The following is a 16,228-nucleotide window of genomic DNA, read 5'->3' as shown; positions in this document are numbered from 1 at the left end:
ACGGCACACCCGCATCCCGGGCACCCTGATGGGGCGCCCGGGATGCCAGTTTTGCCCCGCTATGTAAATCTGAGCGCATATCTCTGACGCCGAGCGAGCGTCTCGGCCGCTCGGGACGGGAGGGGCTCCCCGTGATCCAAGGATTCCGTCCGCCCCGCTGGCTGGCCTGTGCCGCCCTAGTCGCCGCCGCGCTCGCCCCCGCCGCCTCCGCGTACGCGGGCCCCTTCGCCCTGGCCTCCGGCTCCGCCTCGCGCACCTCACCCGCCTCACCCACCCCGTCGAACGACGGCTACCGGGAGCTCGCCGGCAGCGCCGCCGGAGTCGGGCGGGAGCGGCCCGGCCGCCCGGCCGGCGAGCCCGCCAACCCGGAGCTGGTCGTGGCCGCCCGGCCGCTGCCGGTCCGCCCGCAGACCCGGCCCACACCCCCGGTTCCGTCACCGACCCCGCCACCGCCGGTCGTGGCGCCGAGCCCGCCCGGAAGGGTCACCGCGCTCGGCACCGAACCGAACGACCGGGCCGCCGACCTGGCCGCGCACATACTGCCCCTCGGCACCGGATTCGCCCTGATGGGACTGGGTCTGGGCTACCTCGGCGTGCGCCTGCGCCGGAGCATCTAGCCGAACACCGCGCGGGGATCCCCCTTGCGGCGTGCGCCTGAGGATGGTTGCCGAGAGTGAACATACTCGGTATACATACTCGGTATGTCGATCCGTCACGGGCTTCTCGCCCTGCTGGAACGGGGTCCTCGGTACGGCTCCCAGCTGCGCACCGAGTTCGAATCCCGCACCGGCTCCACCTGGCCGCTCAACGTCGGGCAGGTGTACACCACCCTCGCCCGCCTCGAACGCGACGGTCTCGTCGCCCCCGACGGCGAGGACAGCGCCGGGCACACCCTGTACGCCATCACCGACACCGGGCGCACCGAGCTGCGCGAGTGGTACGAGCGTCCCGTCGACCGGGCCAACCCGCCCCGCGACGAGCTCTCCATCAAGCTCGCGATGGCCGTGGGCGCGTCCGGAGTGGACATCCGCGCCGTCATCCAGTCCCAGCGCCACGCCACGATCAAGGCGATGCAGGACTACACCCGGCTCAAGGCCACGGCACTCGCCGCGGTCGAGAGCGGGCAGTCCCGCGAACGCGACGACGTGGCCTGGCTGCTCGTCCTGGAACAGCTGATCTTCCAGACCGAGGCCGAGGCCCGCTGGCTCGACCACTGCGAAGCCCGGCTCGTACGGCTCTCCCTGCCGGCCGACCGGAGGGCCGGCGAACCCGAACCGCCCCAGGCCGCCACTGCCGAGACCTCGGCCCCGACCACCACCGCCCGGCCCCGTACCGCCCGTACGCGGCGAGGCTGAACCACCGTCCCAGGGGGGACCCTTCATGCCTGATCAGCCCCAGCCCCAGCCCCAGCAGCCCGTACTGCAGTTGGACCAGCTCGTCCGCACCCACGGCAGCGGCGCCACCGAGGTGCACGCCCTGCGCGGGATCAACCTCTCGGTCCACCCTGGCGAACTCGTGGCCGTCATGGGCCCGTCCGGCTCCGGCAAGTCCACGCTGCTGACCCTCGCGGGCGGCCTCGACACCCCGAGCAGCGGCCGGGTCATGGTCGAGGGCACCGACATCACCACGGCGAGCCGCAAGCAGCTGGCCGCCCTGCGCCGCCGCAGCATCGGGTACGTATTCCAGGACTACAACCTGATCCCGGCCCTCACCGCCGCCGAGAACGTGGCCCTGCCCCGGGAACTCGACGGGACCTCCGCCCGCAAGGCGCGGGTGTCCGCGCTCGCCGCGCTGGAGGAGATAGGCCTCGGCGCACTCGCCGACCGCTTCCCCGACGAGATGTCCGGCGGCCAGCAGCAGCGCGTGGCCATCGCCCGCGCCCTCGTGGGCGACCGCCGCCTGGTCCTCGCCGACGAGCCCACCGGCGCCCTCGACTCCGAGACCGGCGAGTCCGTCCTCTCCCTGCTGCGCTCCCGCTGCGACGCGGGCGCGGCCGGGATCCTCGTCACGCACGAGCCCCGGTTCGCCGCCTGGGCCGACCGCGTGATCTTCCTGCGCGACGGCAGCGTGGTCGACGAGACCCTGCGCAGCCGGCCCGACTCGCTCCTCTCCGGGCAGGCGGCCGGCCGGTGACCTTCTCGCTCCAAGGCCGGTACCACGCGTGGGTCGCGGCCCTGCGCATCGCCCGCCGCGACGCCTGGCGCGCCAAGGGCCGCAGCTCCCTGGTCCTCGCGATGATCGCCCTGCCGATCATCGGCGTGAGCGCCGCCGACCTCACCCTGCGCAGCGCCGAGCTCTCTCCCGAGCAGACCCTCTCGCGCCAGCTCGGGACCGCCGACGCCCAGGTGCACTACTCGCGCATGAACATGCCGATCTACCAGCTGCCCAACGGCTCCAACTACGCACCCGTCGGCGGCTTCGAGAAGGTCGACGGTGCGGCGATGTCGCAGGAGCCCCCGGAGGAGCTGGACACCTCCGTGCTCCCGGCCGGGACCCAGGTCATCAAGGACTCCGTGGGCTACGGCAAGGTCCGCACCAAGCACGGGCTGCTCGGCACCGATCTGCGCGAACTCGACACGCAGAGCCCGCTGGTGGACGGCATCTTCACGCTCGACCGCGGCCGGCTGCCCGAGCGCGCCGGCGAGGTCGTCGCCACCACCGCCTTCCTGAAGCACTCCGGCCTGTTCGTCGGCTCTGCGGTCACCCCGCGCGGCGCGACCACCTCGTACAAGATCGTCGGGGCGTACGAGCTTCCGAGCAAGCTCGGCAAGGACGAGATCCTCGCCCCGCCGGGAACCCTGATCGCCCCGCTCGACCGGGCGCTCGAATCCTCCGGCGCCTTCGGGCTCCGGCCCAACGTCAGCTACCTGGTCAAGGTCGGCGGCGATGGTTTCACGTGGAACATGGTCAAGGCGGCCAACACCAAGTCCCTGGTGGTCGTCTCCCGCGCCGTCCACCTGAACCCGCCCGTCGATGCCGACGTGCCGCTCTACCAGCAGGAACCCAAGGAGCAGTACGAGCAGGACGCGGGCAGCGCCTCCGAAATGGCCGTCCTCGCCACCGTCGTGGGCCTCGCCATGCTGGAGATCTGCCTGCTCGCCGGACCGGCCTTCGCGGTCGGCGCCCGGCGCTCGCGCCGCCAGCTCGGCCTGGTCGGCGCCAATGGCGGCGACCGGCGCCACATCCGCTCCATCGTGCTCTCCGGCGGCCTGGTCATCGGCGCCGTGTCCGCCGTCATCGGCACCGTCGTCGGCGCGGCACTCACCATCGCGCTCCGCCCCGTGCTGGAGGACCAGCTCGGCGTCCGCTTCGGCGGCCTCGACTTCCGCCCGCTGGAACTGGCCGGCATCGCCCTGCTCGCCGTGGTGACCGGCCTGCTGTCCGCGATCGTCCCCGCAGTCACCGCGTCCCGGCAGACCGTGCTGGCCTCGCTGACCGGCCGCCGCGGGGTGCGCCGCGCCAACCGGGTGCTGCCGATCGTCGGCCTGCTCGCCGTCGCCGGCGGCGCCGTGATCGCCCTGTACGGCACCGCGTCGAAGATGGGCTCCACCGTCGTCGCGGGCGGCAGCGCCCTCGCCGAACTCGGCATCGTCGCCCTCACCCCGGTCCTGGTGGGCCTGTTCGGCCGGCTCGGACGCTGGCTGCCGCTGTCGCCGCGGCTCGCGCTGCGCGACGCCGTCCGCAACCGGGGGCGTACGGCGCCCGCCGTGGCCGCGGTCCTGGCCGCCGTCGCCGGCACCGTCGCGGTGGCCACGTACGAACACAGCCGGGACCTGCAGATGCGGCACGAGTACTCCGCCGACCTGCCGCACGGCACCGGGCTGCTGCAGGCGAGTGAGAGCAGCGCCCACAAGGAGGTGCCGGCCCTGCGCGAGGCCCTCTCCAAGGACCTTCCCGTGGCGGTCCGGGCGGACTTCGACCGCCTCGTCGTCGGCATGCCGGGCTGCGAGCCGTACTCCAGGGAACCCGGCTGCGGCCGCGTCGAGATCATCAGACCCAAGGACCAGCGCTGCCCGCTCTACGACACCCCCGGAGGACCTCAAGCCTTCACCGACGAGCAGGCCCGGGTACTGCGCCAGGACTGGCGCTGCGCAAAGAGCAAGCGCGGGATGCAGAGCACGCTGGTCGTCGCCGACGAGAAGCTGCTGAGCGTGCTGGCGGTCACCGACCCGGGCTCCGTGGCCGCCCTCAAGGAGGGCCGCGCCGTCTCCTTCGACAGGCGCCAGGTCAAGGACGGCAGGATCAACCTCCGGGTGGTCATCGTCAAGGAGGGCGCCAGCACCCACTCCGCGCTCGGCGAGGATCCGGCCGGTGAGGACAAGATCCTGCCCGTCCACCTGGCACCCGAGACCGCCGACGGCTGGGGCATCGAACTGGTCCTGCCGCCCGCCGCGGCCAAGGCCGCCGGGCTGACCACCGCGCCGTCCGGTTCGTACTTCACCCTCGACGGGACGGCGAGCAGCGAGCAGCGGCAGAAGATCGCCGGGGAGATCGACCAGATGGGCGTGGAGGCCACCATGCGCATCGAAGAGGGCTACCAGGGCAACGACAGCCTGGGCCTGCTCGCCCTGACCGTCTTCGCCGGCCTGGTCACCATCGGCGCGGCCGGCATCGCCACCGGGCTCGCCCAGGCCGACGCCGAGGCCGATCTGAAGACCCTGGCGGCCGTGGGCGCGGCGCCGCGGGTGCGGCGAACGCTGAGCGGCTTCCAGTGCGGGGTGGTCGCCCTGATGGGCGTCGTCCTGGGCTCGGCGGCCGGGATCCTGCCCGCGGTCGGCCTGCGCATGGTGCAGCGACGGGAACTGGACGCGCTCTACCAGCACTCCCTCAACAGGGGCTACATCTCGACGACGGAGGCCGTGCCCTACGTGCCGATCTCCGTGCCGTGGGAGACCCTTGCCCAGCTGATCGTCGTGGTCCCGCTGGGCGCGGCCCTGCTCGCGGCGCTGGTCACCCGCTCCACCGGCGCCCTGGCCCGCCGGACCGCGGGGTAATCCCGGTGCCCCCGTACAGGGTGGATCACGACTGTACGGGGGCACACCGTGTGAGAACGAAGGTGTGCGAGAGAATGACGGCATGGAGATGCCGAGGAGTGAACGGTCGCAGGACAACCCCCCGCACGTCCTGATCGTGGGACAGGACGGGACGGCGGTCGGCGACGCCGATGACGAGTCGCGCGAGGTCCCGGTGACGGAGATGGTCGAACAGCCCGCCAAGGTCATGCGGATCGGCAGCATGATCAAGCAACTCCTGGAAGAGGTACGCGCCGCGCCTCTCGACGAGGCGAGCCGGGTCCGGCTCAAGGACATCCATGCCGCCTCGGTGAAGGAGCTGGAGGACGGTCTGGCCCCGGAGCTCGTGGAGGAACTGGAGCGCCTGTCCCTCCCGTTCACCGAGGAGGCCATTCCTTCCGAGGCCGAACTGCGCATCGCGCAGGCACAGTTGGTGGGATGGCTGGAGGGCCTCTTCCACGGCATCCAGACGGCTCTGTTCGCGCAGCAGATGGCGGCGCGGGCCCAGCTGGAGCAGATGCGGCGCGCCCTCCCGCCGGGCGGCCCCCACGACGACGACGATGACGGCGGCCACGGCGCAATCCGCTCGGGCCCGTACCTGTAGTTCGCAGACAAGGCGGGTCCGGATGCACCACGCATCCGGACCCGCTTCTCTTTCAGGCCCGCCGGATAAGCCCGGAGTAAGTGCGGCTCCCCTCAGGGGACATGGTCGACGCATACTCTGGGGCATGAGCTACGACGCGATCGTGCTGGCCGGCGGCGCCGCGCAGCGACTCGGCGGGGCGGACAAGCCCGCGCTGAGCGTCGGCGGCCGCGCCCTCCTCGACCGCGTCCTCGACGCCTGCCCCGACGCCCGCACCACGGTCGTGGTCGGCGGCCGCCGACCCACCGCACGCCCGGTCCGCTGGACCCGGGAGGACCCGCCCGGCGGCGGCCCCGTGGCCGCGCTGGACGCCGGGCTGCGCGGGACCACCGCCGAGCTGGTCCTCGTACTCTCCGCGGACCTGCCGTTCCTGGACCGGGAGACCGTACGGGCCCTGCTCGACGCGCCCGGCCCGGACGGCGCGATGCTGCGCGACCCCGACGGCCGGGACCAGCCGCTGGTCGCCGCCTACCGCGCCGAGCCCCTGCGCCGCGAGATCGCCCTGCTGGCCACCGAGCACGGCGGCCTGACGGGGCTCCCGCTGCGCGCGCTCACCTCCGAACTGGACCTCGCCCGCGTCACGGCGCAGCCACTCGCCTCCTTCGACTGCGACACCTGGGACGATCTCGCCGCCGCCCGCGCCCGGATCAGGGAGCATGGAACCGTGCTGGACCAATGGATCACCGCCGCCAAGAACGAGCTGGGCCTCGACCTCGACGTCGACGTCAAGACCCTGCTCGATCTCGCCAGGGACGCCGCCCACGGTGTCGCCCGGCCCGCCGCCCCCCTGACCACCTTCCTGGTCGGTTACGCGGCCGCCCAAGCCGCCACCACCGGCGCCGACCCCGCCCAGGCCGTCGCCGAAGCCTCCCGCAAGGCCGCCGACCTGGCGCTGCGCTGGGCGGCCGAGGCCGAGGCCGACGCGGGTACCGGCGCAGGCGGCGACGCCGCCGCCGAACAGAACGGCTCCGGATGACCCCCGCGAACTCCGCCGAAGAGGCCCTCGACGAGGCCCTGGCCCTGGTCAGTCGCGCCCCCGAGGGCGGCGGGGCGGGCGGGCACCGGGCGATCTCCTGGCCGCGCGCCCGGGAGGCCGCCGTCCACGCCGGGGCCGGGGTGCGGGCCCGTACGCACCGGGTTCCGCTCGCCGACGCCCTCGGCGAGGTCCTGGCCGCGCCCCTGGACGCGCTGACCGACCTGCCGTCCTTCGACACCTCCGCCATGGACGGCTGGGCCGTCGCCGGTCCCGGCCCCTGGAGCGTCCGTACGGGCGCCGGGGTCCTGGCCGGTTCCGACCGGCCCGAGCCCCTCGCGGACGGCGAGGCCGTACGGATCGCCACGGGCGCCCGGATCCCCGCCGACACCACCGCCGTCATCCGCAGCGAGCACAGTCGCGAAGCCGGCACCCAGCTCTTCCCGGACCGGCCCGTCCTCACCGGCCAGGACATCCGCCCGCGCGGCCAGGAGTGCCGCTCCGGAGACCTGCTGCTGCCCGCCGGTTCCCTGGTCACCCCGGCCGTCCTCGGGCTCGCCGCGGCCGCCGGGTACGACGAGCTGACCACCCGGCCCCGGCCCCGCGTGGAGGTCCTGGTCCTCGGCGACGAACTGCTCACCGAGGGCCGCCCGCACGACGGGCTGATCCGCGACGCCCTCAGCCCGATGCTCGGCCCCTGGCTCGCCCGGCTGGGCGCCGAGGTCATCGGCACGCGAAGGCTCGGCGACGATCCCGCGGGGGCCGCGGCCCTGCTGGAGGCCGTCACCACCTCCACCGCCGACGTGCTGGTGACCACCGGCGGCACCGCTTCCGGGCCCGTCGACCACGTCCACCCCGTCCTGCGGAAGGCGGGCGCCGAGCTGCTGGTCGACGGGGTGGCGGTACGCCCCGGGCACCCGATGCTGCTGGCCCGCCTCGGCGACCGGGCCGACGGGCGGCACCTGGTCGGGCTGCCCGGGAACCCCCTGGCCGCCGTCTCCGGGCTGCTGACCCTCGCCGAGCCCCTGCTGCGCGCCCTCGCCGGCCGTCGCAACCGCCCCCGCTACACGGCGCCGGTCCAGGGCGACGTACCGGGCCACCCGTACGACACGCGGCTGGTCCCGGTCCTGCTGAGCGACGAGCACGCGGTGCCGCTGCGCTACCACGGCCCCGCGATGCTGCGCGGGGTGGCCGCCGCCGACGCGCTGGCCGTCGTACCGCCGAAGGGCGCGCGCTCCGGGCAGGACCTGGAGATCCTCGATCTGCCGTGGGCTTCCGGAGGATGTTTCACGTGAAACTTCACGGTCAGGACGCGATGGCCCGCGAAGCCGACGAGAAGCTCGTCTCGCGGCGCATCAAACTGCCCAAGCGCATCGTCGAACAGCCGCTCAGGCAGGTCACCAAGCGCCTGCTGATGGCCCTCTCCGTGCTCTTCCTGACGGTCTTCATCGTGTGGCTGGACCGCGACGGCTACCACGACAACGCCAACGAGCAGGTCGACCTCCTCGACTGCTTCTACTACGCCACCGTGACGCTGTCGACGACCGGTTACGGCGACATCGTCCCGTACAGCGACAGCGCGCGGCTGATCAACATCCTGCTGATCACGCCGCTGCGGGTGCTGTTCCTGATCATCCTGGTCGGCACCACCCTGGAAGTCCTGACGGAACGGACGCGGGAAGAGTGGCGGCTGAAGCGCTGGAGGAAGAGCTTGCGTGAGCACACGGTCGTCGTCGGCTTCGGCACCAAGGGCCGCTCGGCCCTGCAGACGCTGCTGGCCACCGGCCTTTCCAAGGAGCAGGTCGTCATCGTCGATCCGAGCGCCAAGGTGATCGACACGGCCAACGCGGAGGGGTTCACCGGTGTGGTCGGCGACGCCACCCGCTCCGAGGTGCTGCTGCGCGCCGAGTTGCAGAAGGCCCGTCAGATCGTCATCGCCACCCAGCGGGACGACACGGCGGTCCTGGTCACGCTGACGGCCCGGCAGCTCAACCGCGGGGCGAAGATCGTCGCGGCGGTGCGCGAGGAGGAGAACGCCCCGCTGCTGCGCCAGTCCGGCGCCGACGCCGTCATCACGAGCGCGAGCGCGGCCGGCCGGCTGCTGGGCCTCTCGGTGCTCAGCCCGAGCGCGGGTGCCGTGATGGAGGACCTGATCCAGCAGGGCAGCGGCCTCGACCTGATCGAACGGCCCGCCCGCAAGTCCGAGGTCGGCAAGTCGGTACGGGACACCGACGACCTGGTGGTGAACGTGCTGCGCGGGCACCGGCTGCTCGCCTACGACGATCCGCACGCGAGCCCGATCCAGCTGACGGACCGTCTCATCACCATCGTCCGGGCGACGCCGCCGTTCTCGCCCCCCATGACACGGGCCGCTGCCGGGTAAGGACGAGTTGGCGTAGCCTCCGGGCCATGCATGCGATCACCATCGAGCAGCCCGGCGGCCCCGAGGCCCTCGTCTGGACCGACGTACCCGATCCGGTGGCGGGCGACGGCGAGGTCCTCGTCGAGGTCACGGCGAGCGCCGTGAACCGCGCCGACCTCCTCCAGCGGCAGGGGTACTACGACCCGCCTCCCGGCACCTCGCCCTATCCGGGGCTGGAGTGCTCCGGGCGGATCGCCTCGATCGGGCCGGGAGTGTCCGGCTGGTCGGTGGGCGACGAGGTGTGCGCCCTGCTGGCGGGCGGCGGGTACGCGCAGCGGGTGGCCGTTCCGGCGGGCCAGCTGCTGCCGGTCCCGGCGGGCGTGGACCTGGTGACGGCGGCCGCGCTGCCCGAGGCCGTCACGACGGTGTGGTCCAACGTGTTCATGGTGGCCGGACTGCGCCCCGGCGAGACGCTGCTCGTGCACGGCGGGTCCAGCGGGATCGGGACGATGGCGATCCAGCTGGCGAAGGCGGTGGGCGCGACGGTCGCCGTGACGGCGGGCGGCCCGGAGAAACTGGCGCGCTGCAAGGAGCTGGGCGCGGACATCCTGATCGACTACCGCGAGCAGGACTTCGTGTCGGAGCTCAAGGCGGCGACGGGCGGGGCCGGCGCGGACGTGATCCTGGACATCATGGGCGCGAAGTACCTCTCCCGGAACGTGGACGCCCTGGCCGTGAACGGCCGCCTCGCGGTGATCGGACTCCAGGGCGGCGTGAAGGCCGAACTGAACCTCGGCGCGCTGCTCTCCAAGCGGGCGGCGATCACCGCCACCACGCTGCGGGCCCGCCCGCTGGAGGAGAAGGCGGCCATCGTCGCGGCCGTACGGGAGCACGTGTGGCCTCTGGTCTCGGCGGGCCGGATCCGCCCGGTGGTCCATGCGTCGTACCCCATGACGGCCGCCGCCGAGGCCCACCGGGTCATGGAGTCGAGCACCCACGTCGGCAAGCTCCTGCTGACGGTCTGAGCGCGGCTCACGACACGGCGCCCCGCGCCCGCGCCTCAAAGGCCGGCGAGGCTGAAGGATTCAGCCTCGCCGGCCTTTGAGGGTCCGCGCTGAGCTACAGGCTGCGCAGCAGGACCGCCGGGGATTCCACACAGTCGGCGACGTAGCGGAGGAAGCCGCCCGCCGTGCCGCCGTCGCAGACCCGGTGGTCGAACGTCAGCGACAACTGGACGACCTGGCGGACCGCCAGCTCGCCCCCGTGCACCCACGGCTTCGGCATGATCCGGCCCACCCCGAGCATCGCCGCCTCCGGGTGGTTGATGATCGGCGTGGAGCCGTCGACCCCGAACACCCCGTAGTTGTTCAGGGTGAAGGTCCCGCCCGTCAGGTCGGCCGGGGCCAGCTTCCCGGCCCGCGCCAGCTCCGTCAGCCGGGCGAACTCCGCAGACAGGGACTCCGGGTTCCGGTTCTGCGCGTCCCGGACCACCGGGACCATCAGGCCCCGCTCGGTCTGTGCGGCGAAGCCCAGGTGCACGGACGGGAGCCGGACGATCTCGCCCGCCGCCAGGTCCACCGTGGAGTTGAGCTCCGGATAGCGGGCCAGCGCCGCCGTGCAGATGCGGGCCAGCAGCGCCAGCACCGAGATCTTGGGGCCGCCCACCGCATTCATCGCGGCGCGGGCCGCCATCAGCTCGGTGGCGTCCGCGTCGACCCAGCAGGTGGCGTCCGGGATCTCCCGGCGGCTGCGCGACAGCTTCTCTGCGACGGCACCGCGCACGCCCTTGAGCGGGATCCGCTCGCCCTGCGCCGCCACGGCCGCGACGGGGGCCGCAGCCGGAGCCGGCGCCCGCAGCGCGGCCAGCGCCGCCTCGACGTCCGCCCGCAGGATCAGCCCCTCAGGGCCCGACCCGCGCAGCGCGCGCAGGTCGACGCCGTTGTCCTTGGCCAGCTTCCGCACCAGCGGCGAGATCACCGCGACGGGGGCGGCGACGGCAGCCGCGGGGGCGGCGGTGGCGGTGGCGGCAGTCGCGGCAGGGACGACCAGCGCCGTGACCTCGGCGGTGACGGGTCGCACCCGTCGCCGACGCGCCGGGCGCGAGTGGTCCGAGCCGTAGCCGATCAGGGGCCGGGGCGCGTTGCCGGAGCCTTCGGCCTCCGGGACCTCCCCGGCCTCCGGGAGCGTCTGCGCACCCACCGCAACGGTGATCAGCGGAGCCCCGACCGGCAGCTCCTGCCCCTCCTCGCCGAAGCGGGCGGTGACCACTCCGCCGTACGGGCAGGGCACCTCCACCATCGCCTTGGCCGTCTCGACCTCGACGACCGGCTGGTCGATGGCGACGACGTCGCCCACCACCACCAGCCAGCGCACGATCTCGGCCTCGGTGAGGCCCTCACCGAGGTCCGGCAGCTTGAATTCCATGACCTGCGGCATCAGTTCTCCCACTGCAGGCGTGCCACGGTGTCCAGGATCCGGTCCACTCCCGGCAGGTGGTGCTTCTCCAGCATCGGCGGCGGATACGGGATGTCGAAGCCCGTCACCCGCAGCACCGGCGCCTCCAGGTGGTGGAAGCAGCGCTCCGTGACGCGGGCGGCGATCTCCGCGCCCGGTCCGCCGAAGCCGTTCGCCTCGTGGACGACCACCGCGCGCCCGGTGCGGCGTACGGACTGCACCACCGTCTCCTCGTCGAAGGGGACCAGCGAGCGCAGGTCCACGACCTCCAGGTCCCAGCCCTCCTCGCGGGCCGCCTCGGCGGCCTCCAGGCAGAGCGGCAGCGAGGGACCGTAGGTGATCAGCGTCGCGCTCGTGCCCGTCCGGCGGACCAGGGCCTTGCCGATGCCCGGCACGGCCGCCGGCGCCTCGGGGGACCAGTCGGCCTTCGACCAGTAGAGCCGCTTCGGCTCCAGGAAGACCACCGGGTCGTCGCTCGCGATGGATGCGCGCAGCAGCCCGTACGCGTCCTCGACCGTCGCCGGGGTCACCACGTGCAGGCCGGGCGTCGCCACGTAGTACGCCTCGGAGGAGTCGCAGTGGTGCTCCACGCCGCCGATCCCGCCGCCGTACGGCACGCGGATGGTGATCGGCAGCGGCATCGCGCCGCGCGTCCGGTTGCGCATCTTCGCCACGTGCGAGATCAGCTGCTCGAACGCCGGGTACGCGAAGGCGTCGAACTGCATCTCCACCACCGGCCGCAGCCCGTACATGGCCATGCCGACCGCCGCGCCCAGGATCCCGGCCTCCGCGAGCGGGGTGTCCGTGCAGCGGTCCTCGCCGAACTCCTTGGCGAGCCCGTCCGTGATCCGGAAGACCCCGCCGAGCGTCCCGACGTCCTCGCCCATGACGTGGACCGTCGGGTCCTCGGCCATCGCGTCGCGCATGGCCCGGGTCAGGGCCTGCGCCATCGTCGAGGGCTTGGCCCCCGGCTTCGCGGACTTCGCCGCCGCCACCGTCGTCACGCCTGGTCCTCGGCTTCCAGCTCGGAGCGGAGCACGGCCGCCTGCTCGCGCAGCCGGTCCGTCTGCTCCGCGTACACGTGCGCGAACAGGTCCATCGGGTCCAGCACCGGGTCCGCGTTCATCCCCTCGCGGAGCGCCGCCGCCATCACCTCGGCCTCGTCGCGCGCCGCCTGGATGCCCGCCTCGTCGATGATCCCGCGCGCGGTCAGCTCGCGCTCGAGCAGCTCGATCGGGTCGTGCGCCTTCCAGGCCTCGACCTCGGCGTCACCGCGGTAGCGGGTCGCGTCGTCGGCGTTCGTGTGGGCCTCCATCCGGTACGTCACCGCCTCGATCAGCGTCGGACCGCCGCCGGCCCGGGCCCGCCGGACCGCCTCGGCCAGCACCTCGTGCACCGCCGCGATGTCGTTGCCGTCGACCAGCCGGCCGGGCATCCCGTACCCGACGGCCTTGTGGGCCAGCGTCGGGGCCGCGGTCTGCTTGGCGAGCGGGACGGAGATCGCGAAGCCGTTGTTCTGCACGAGGAAGACCACGGGGGCCTGCCAGACGGCCGCGAAGTTCAGCGCCTCGTGGAAGTCGCCCTCGCTGGTGCCGCCGTCGCCGACCATGGCGAGGGCGACGACGTCGTCCCCGCGCAGCCGGGCCGCGTGCGCCAGGCCCACCGCGTGCGGCAGCTGGGTGGCGAGCGGGGTGCACAGCGGGGCTATGCGGTGCTCCCGCGGGTCGTAGCCGGTGTGCCAGTCGCCGCGCAGCAGGGTCAGCGCCTGTACGGGGTCCAGGCCGCGCGCCACGGCCGCCAGGGTGTCGCGATAGCTCGGGAACAGCCAGTCCTGGTCCTCCAGGACCATCGCGGCCGCGATCTCGCAGGCCTCCTGGCCGACGGTGGAGGGGTAGACGGCGAGCCGGCCCTGCTTGGTGAGCGCCGTGGCCTGGGCGTTGTAGCGGCGGCCGCGCACCAGCTCGGCGTAGCAGCGCCGCATCAGCGCGGGGTCCAGCCGGTCGGCCGCCTCGGTGCCCAGGACCCGGTAGGGCTCGGGGTCCGGGAGCAGCGGAGCGGCGTCCGTACGGGGCCTCCAGGCGGGCGGCGGGGTGGGACGGTGGGACGCACCGGCACCGGGCAGCTCTTGGACCGTCATGGCGGCGTACACCTCCTCGTGGGAAGCGGGCTGGGGGCACCCCCAGCGGTAGCTGGGGGAGGCGACGGCTCGGGTGTGAGGCGCCTCACCTACCGATTGTTCGGTTGTCCGCGCAATTTGGCTACAGGCGACTCCAGGCTGTGGACAAACGGGCGCCGGGGCCCTGGGATGGATGCAGGACGTCCAGGAGAGGGAGGCATCGGGCAATGCCGGATGAACAAATGGCCGGAGCTGGTTCCGCACCCCTTCCGCCGGGGGGCGCACCGGGCGCACCCGGTGCCCCGGGAGTCCCGCCGGCCGCACCCCGTCCCCTGGACCCGATCGACCGGTCGATCATGCGGCTGCTGCAAGCGGACGGCCGCGCATCGATACGGTCGGTGGCGGAGCAGGTGCACGTCTCGCGCGCGAACGCCTACGCCCGCATCAACCGGCTCATCGACGACGGGGTGATCCGCGGTTTCACGGCCCGCGTCAACCACGAACGCGCGGGCCAGGGCGCATCCGCCTACATCACCCTGAAAATCGTCCAGAACTCCTGGCGGACGGTCCGCGAGCAGCTGCGCGGGCTTCCGGGGGCCGCCCACATCGCCCTGGTCAGCGGGGACTTCGACGTCCTGCTGCTGGTGCACACGCCGGACAACCGGACGCTGCGCGAGCTGGTCCTGACCCGCCTCCAGGCCATCCCCGAGGTCCTCTCCACGCGCACCCTGCTGGTCTTCGAGGAAACGGATCTCCTGGACACGGGGCGGGCTCCGGGCGGTGGCGCCCCGGCGATCACCGAGGAGTAGGCCGTACGTGCGACAGCGCCCCGGGAAGGGCCCGGAGGCCGTTCCCGGGGCGCTGTGCGCGGCACCTACGGGTGGATCACCGGGTTCTCGTAGTAGCCGGAGATGTCGACCACGAGGTCGGTCTTCTCCCAGCCCTGGTTCCAGAAGTCGACGATGCCGTTCTGGCCCCCGCTCGCCTGGACCAGGTTCGGGACGGTCTTGCCCTTCGTCCAGTTCAGGGTCGAGGCGCTGGGCCGCGCCGGCGTGACCGCGGTGCCCTTCTCGTACTGCTCGACCGAGTTCGGGTCCGGGGCGACCGAGAGGAAGCCCCCGCCCGCCGTGTTGGTGACGGTGGTGTTCAGCACGTACGCGGTGACGGCGCCGTCCTCGGGGAAGAACGGCACGGCCAGGTAGTCGCGACCGGCGATCGGTCCGTAGGCCCCGCTGATCGCGCCCTCGGGGTCGCGCGTGTCGAGCCAGCGCATCGGCGAGAGCGGCATGAAGGCACCCTGGCCAGCCGGGCTGTAGTAGCCGACGACGTCCACCACGACATCGGCTCCGGCCCAGGCGTTGTTGCGGATGTTGATGCTGCCGTCGGGGCCGACCGGCACGATCACCGAGTTGGCGACGGTCTGGCCGGCGGTGAAGTTCACGTTGGACGCGAGCGGGATCTTGCCTCCGCCCGGGTAGACGATCAGGTGGCCGGCCTCCTTCGGGCCGGTCACCGTCACGTTGAGCGCCACGGCCTTGACGCCCTGGGGCACCCCGCGCAGGCCGGCGATCTGCGTGCCGAAGCTCGTCTGGCCGGGGACCTGGCCCTTGTTCGTGCCGAGGCCCTCGCGGGTGTCGACGAAGCGGGTCGGGGCCATGGGGGTGTAGCCGTTGGATGCCGTCTGCGTGAAGTAGCCGGTGATGTCGGCGATCAGGTCGACCGACTCCCAACCGCCGTTGTAGAGGTCCACGGAGCCGTCGTTGCCGACCGGTACGACGACCAGGTTCGGAACCGTCTGGCCGGCCTCGAAGTTGATGTCCGACGAGTTCGGCCGCCGGTTGCCCGTGTCGTAGGCCGTGATGTGCCCGCCGCTGGTGGTGTTGGTGACGGTGACGTTGAGTACCACGGCCCGCACGCCGGCCGGGATCGTGCCGTAGCCGCCGACCTTCACACGGGCGCTGGTGTACGGGGCGACCTTGGCCTTCGGCGCGCGGAACCCCTCCCGGGTGTCCAGCAGACGCGTGGGCTCGTACGGCGTGAACTCGGAACCCGACGTCACGACCGTGAGCTCGTTCTCGACGTACACCTTGTTGGCGACGTCGTTCACGCCGACCTTGATCTTGTACTCGCCGACCTCGGCGTAGGTGTGCTCCGGCATCAGCAGGGTGGAGCCGGAGGCGGCGAGCAGTTCCACCGGGCTCCCGTCGCCCCAGGAGACGCTGACTTCGAGTGCGGCATCGGCACTCGTGACGTCCGCCTCCAGCTGGAGGGAGTGCGCGCCGGTGTTCGTGGCGCTCAGGGCGACCTTCAGGTACGGATTCCCGGCGGCGACGACGTCCGCCCGCGCGGCGGCGGAGGTCACCTTCCGGGTGGACTTGTCGGCACCGCTGGTGAAGGTCCTGAAGTTGGACGCTCCGACCTTCTTCGGGTCAGAGGGCTTGGTGACCTGCTGAACGGCCGGCGCGGACGGATCCGCGGCCTGGGCCGTGCCCGGCAGAAACCCGACGACGGCCGCGACGATCGCGACGGATGAAACTACGAGACGGCGACTGCGTACCGGTCCCCTCATTTTCGTTCGGTGCGATGGTCCCGAACGCGAGTTTTTGAACGCGCTCAAGACTGAAATCCCGCTCAGGGTACAGAATCGCCCGACCGTTCGTCAGAGGGG

14 protein-coding genes are annotated in these 16,228 nt (G+C 72.8%); 10 read left to right on the top strand and 4 right to left on the bottom strand.

Annotated features, from left to right (window positions below; genetic code table 11):
- The first annotated feature begins 131 nt into the window (after positions 1 to 131).
- The 9 genes from OG332_RS22155 (at position 132) to OG332_RS22115 (ending at position 10,015) form a co-directional block, all read left to right on the top strand.
- Positions 132 to 617, top strand: coding sequence for a hypothetical protein (locus tag OG332_RS22155; RefSeq protein ID WP_327415095.1), 486 nt, complete (start codon positions 132 to 134; stop codon positions 615 to 617).
- Between the two features lie 84 nt (positions 618 to 701).
- Positions 702 to 1,355, top strand: coding sequence for a PadR family transcriptional regulator (locus tag OG332_RS22150; protein ID WP_327415094.1), 654 nt, complete (start codon positions 702 to 704; stop codon positions 1,353 to 1,355).
- 25 nt (positions 1,356 to 1,380) lie between these two features.
- Positions 1,381 to 2,133 (top strand): ABC transporter ATP-binding protein, encoded by a 753-nt coding sequence (locus OG332_RS22145; protein WP_327415093.1) that lies wholly within the window; start codon positions 1,381 to 1,383, stop codon positions 2,131 to 2,133.
- 101 nt (positions 2,134 to 2,234) lie between these two features.
- A complete protein-coding gene (locus tag OG332_RS22140) occupies positions 2,235 to 4,994 on the top strand; it encodes an ABC transporter permease (protein ID WP_327419340.1) in 2,760 nt (919 codons plus the stop codon).
- An 82-nt stretch (positions 4,995 to 5,076) separates the two neighbouring features.
- Positions 5,077 to 5,616, top strand: coding sequence for a bacterial proteasome activator family protein (locus OG332_RS22135; protein ID WP_327415092.1), 540 nt, complete (start codon positions 5,077 to 5,079; stop codon positions 5,614 to 5,616).
- 124 nt (positions 5,617 to 5,740) lie between these two features.
- Positions 5,741 to 6,631 carry an NTP transferase domain-containing protein gene (locus OG332_RS22130; protein ID WP_327415091.1) on the top strand — a complete coding sequence of 297 codons (891 nt, stop codon included), beginning with the start codon at positions 5,741 to 5,743 and terminating at the stop codon, positions 6,629 to 6,631.
- Complete coding sequence (locus OG332_RS22125) at positions 6,628 to 7,923, top strand: molybdopterin molybdotransferase MoeA (protein ID WP_327415090.1); 1,296 nt, start codon at positions 6,628 to 6,630, stop codon at positions 7,921 to 7,923. The genes OG332_RS22130 and OG332_RS22125 overlap by 4 nt, the downstream gene beginning before the upstream one ends.
- Positions 7,911 to 9,011, top strand: a complete 1,101-nt coding sequence (locus tag OG332_RS22120) for a potassium channel family protein (RefSeq protein WP_327415089.1) — start codon at positions 7,911 to 7,913, stop codon at positions 9,009 to 9,011. The genes OG332_RS22125 and OG332_RS22120 overlap by 13 nt, the downstream gene beginning before the upstream one ends.
- 26 nt (positions 9,012 to 9,037) lie before the next feature.
- Positions 9,038 to 10,015, top strand: coding sequence for an NAD(P)H-quinone oxidoreductase (locus tag OG332_RS22115; protein WP_327415088.1), 978 nt, complete (start codon positions 9,038 to 9,040; stop codon positions 10,013 to 10,015).
- 94 nt (positions 10,016 to 10,109) lie between these two features.
- Here OG332_RS22115 and OG332_RS22110 read toward each other — a convergent pair whose 3' ends face one another.
- The 3 genes from OG332_RS22110 to pdhA are packed head-to-tail and all read right to left on the bottom strand — an operon-like array spanning position 10,110 to position 13,581.
- Positions 10,110 to 11,426 (bottom strand): dihydrolipoamide acetyltransferase family protein, encoded by a 1,317-nt coding sequence (locus OG332_RS22110; RefSeq protein WP_327415087.1) that lies wholly within the window; start codon positions 11,424 to 11,426, stop codon positions 10,110 to 10,112.
- On the bottom strand, positions 11,426 to 12,394 hold the full coding sequence (locus OG332_RS22105) for an alpha-ketoacid dehydrogenase subunit beta (protein WP_327419339.1): 969 nt from the start codon (positions 12,392 to 12,394) through the stop codon (positions 11,426 to 11,428). Before OG332_RS22105 ends, OG332_RS22110 begins: the two co-directional genes overlap by 1 nt.
- A 50-nt stretch (positions 12,395 to 12,444) precedes the next feature.
- Positions 12,445 to 13,581, bottom strand: a complete 1,137-nt coding sequence (gene pdhA / locus OG332_RS22100; RefSeq protein WP_327415086.1) for a pyruvate dehydrogenase (acetyl-transferring) E1 component subunit alpha — start codon at positions 13,579 to 13,581, stop codon at positions 12,445 to 12,447.
- Between the two features lie 206 nt (positions 13,582 to 13,787).
- Here pdhA and OG332_RS22095 point away from each other — a divergent pair, with 206 nt between their 5' ends.
- Positions 13,788 to 14,369: an Lrp/AsnC family transcriptional regulator gene (locus OG332_RS22095; RefSeq protein WP_327415085.1), complete on the top strand. Its 582-nt coding sequence runs from the start codon at positions 13,788 to 13,790 to the stop codon at positions 14,367 to 14,369.
- A gap of 65 nt (positions 14,370 to 14,434) precedes the next feature.
- On the opposite strand, the gene OG332_RS22090 is transcribed toward OG332_RS22095, so the two are convergent.
- The gene (locus OG332_RS22090) at positions 14,435 to 16,129 is read right to left on the bottom strand and encodes a hypothetical protein (protein WP_327415084.1); all 1,695 of its coding nucleotides are present in this window, start codon (positions 16,127 to 16,129) and stop codon (positions 14,435 to 14,437) included.
- Positions 16,130 to 16,228 lie beyond the last annotated feature (99 nt).

The organism is Streptomyces sp. NBC_01233 (assembly GCF_035989305.1).
In the GTDB taxonomy this organism is placed as follows: Bacteria; Actinomycetota; Actinomycetes; order Streptomycetales; family Streptomycetaceae; genus Streptomyces.
Note: the sequence above shows the minus strand (reverse complement) of the source record. Positions and strands in the feature narration are given on the sequence as shown.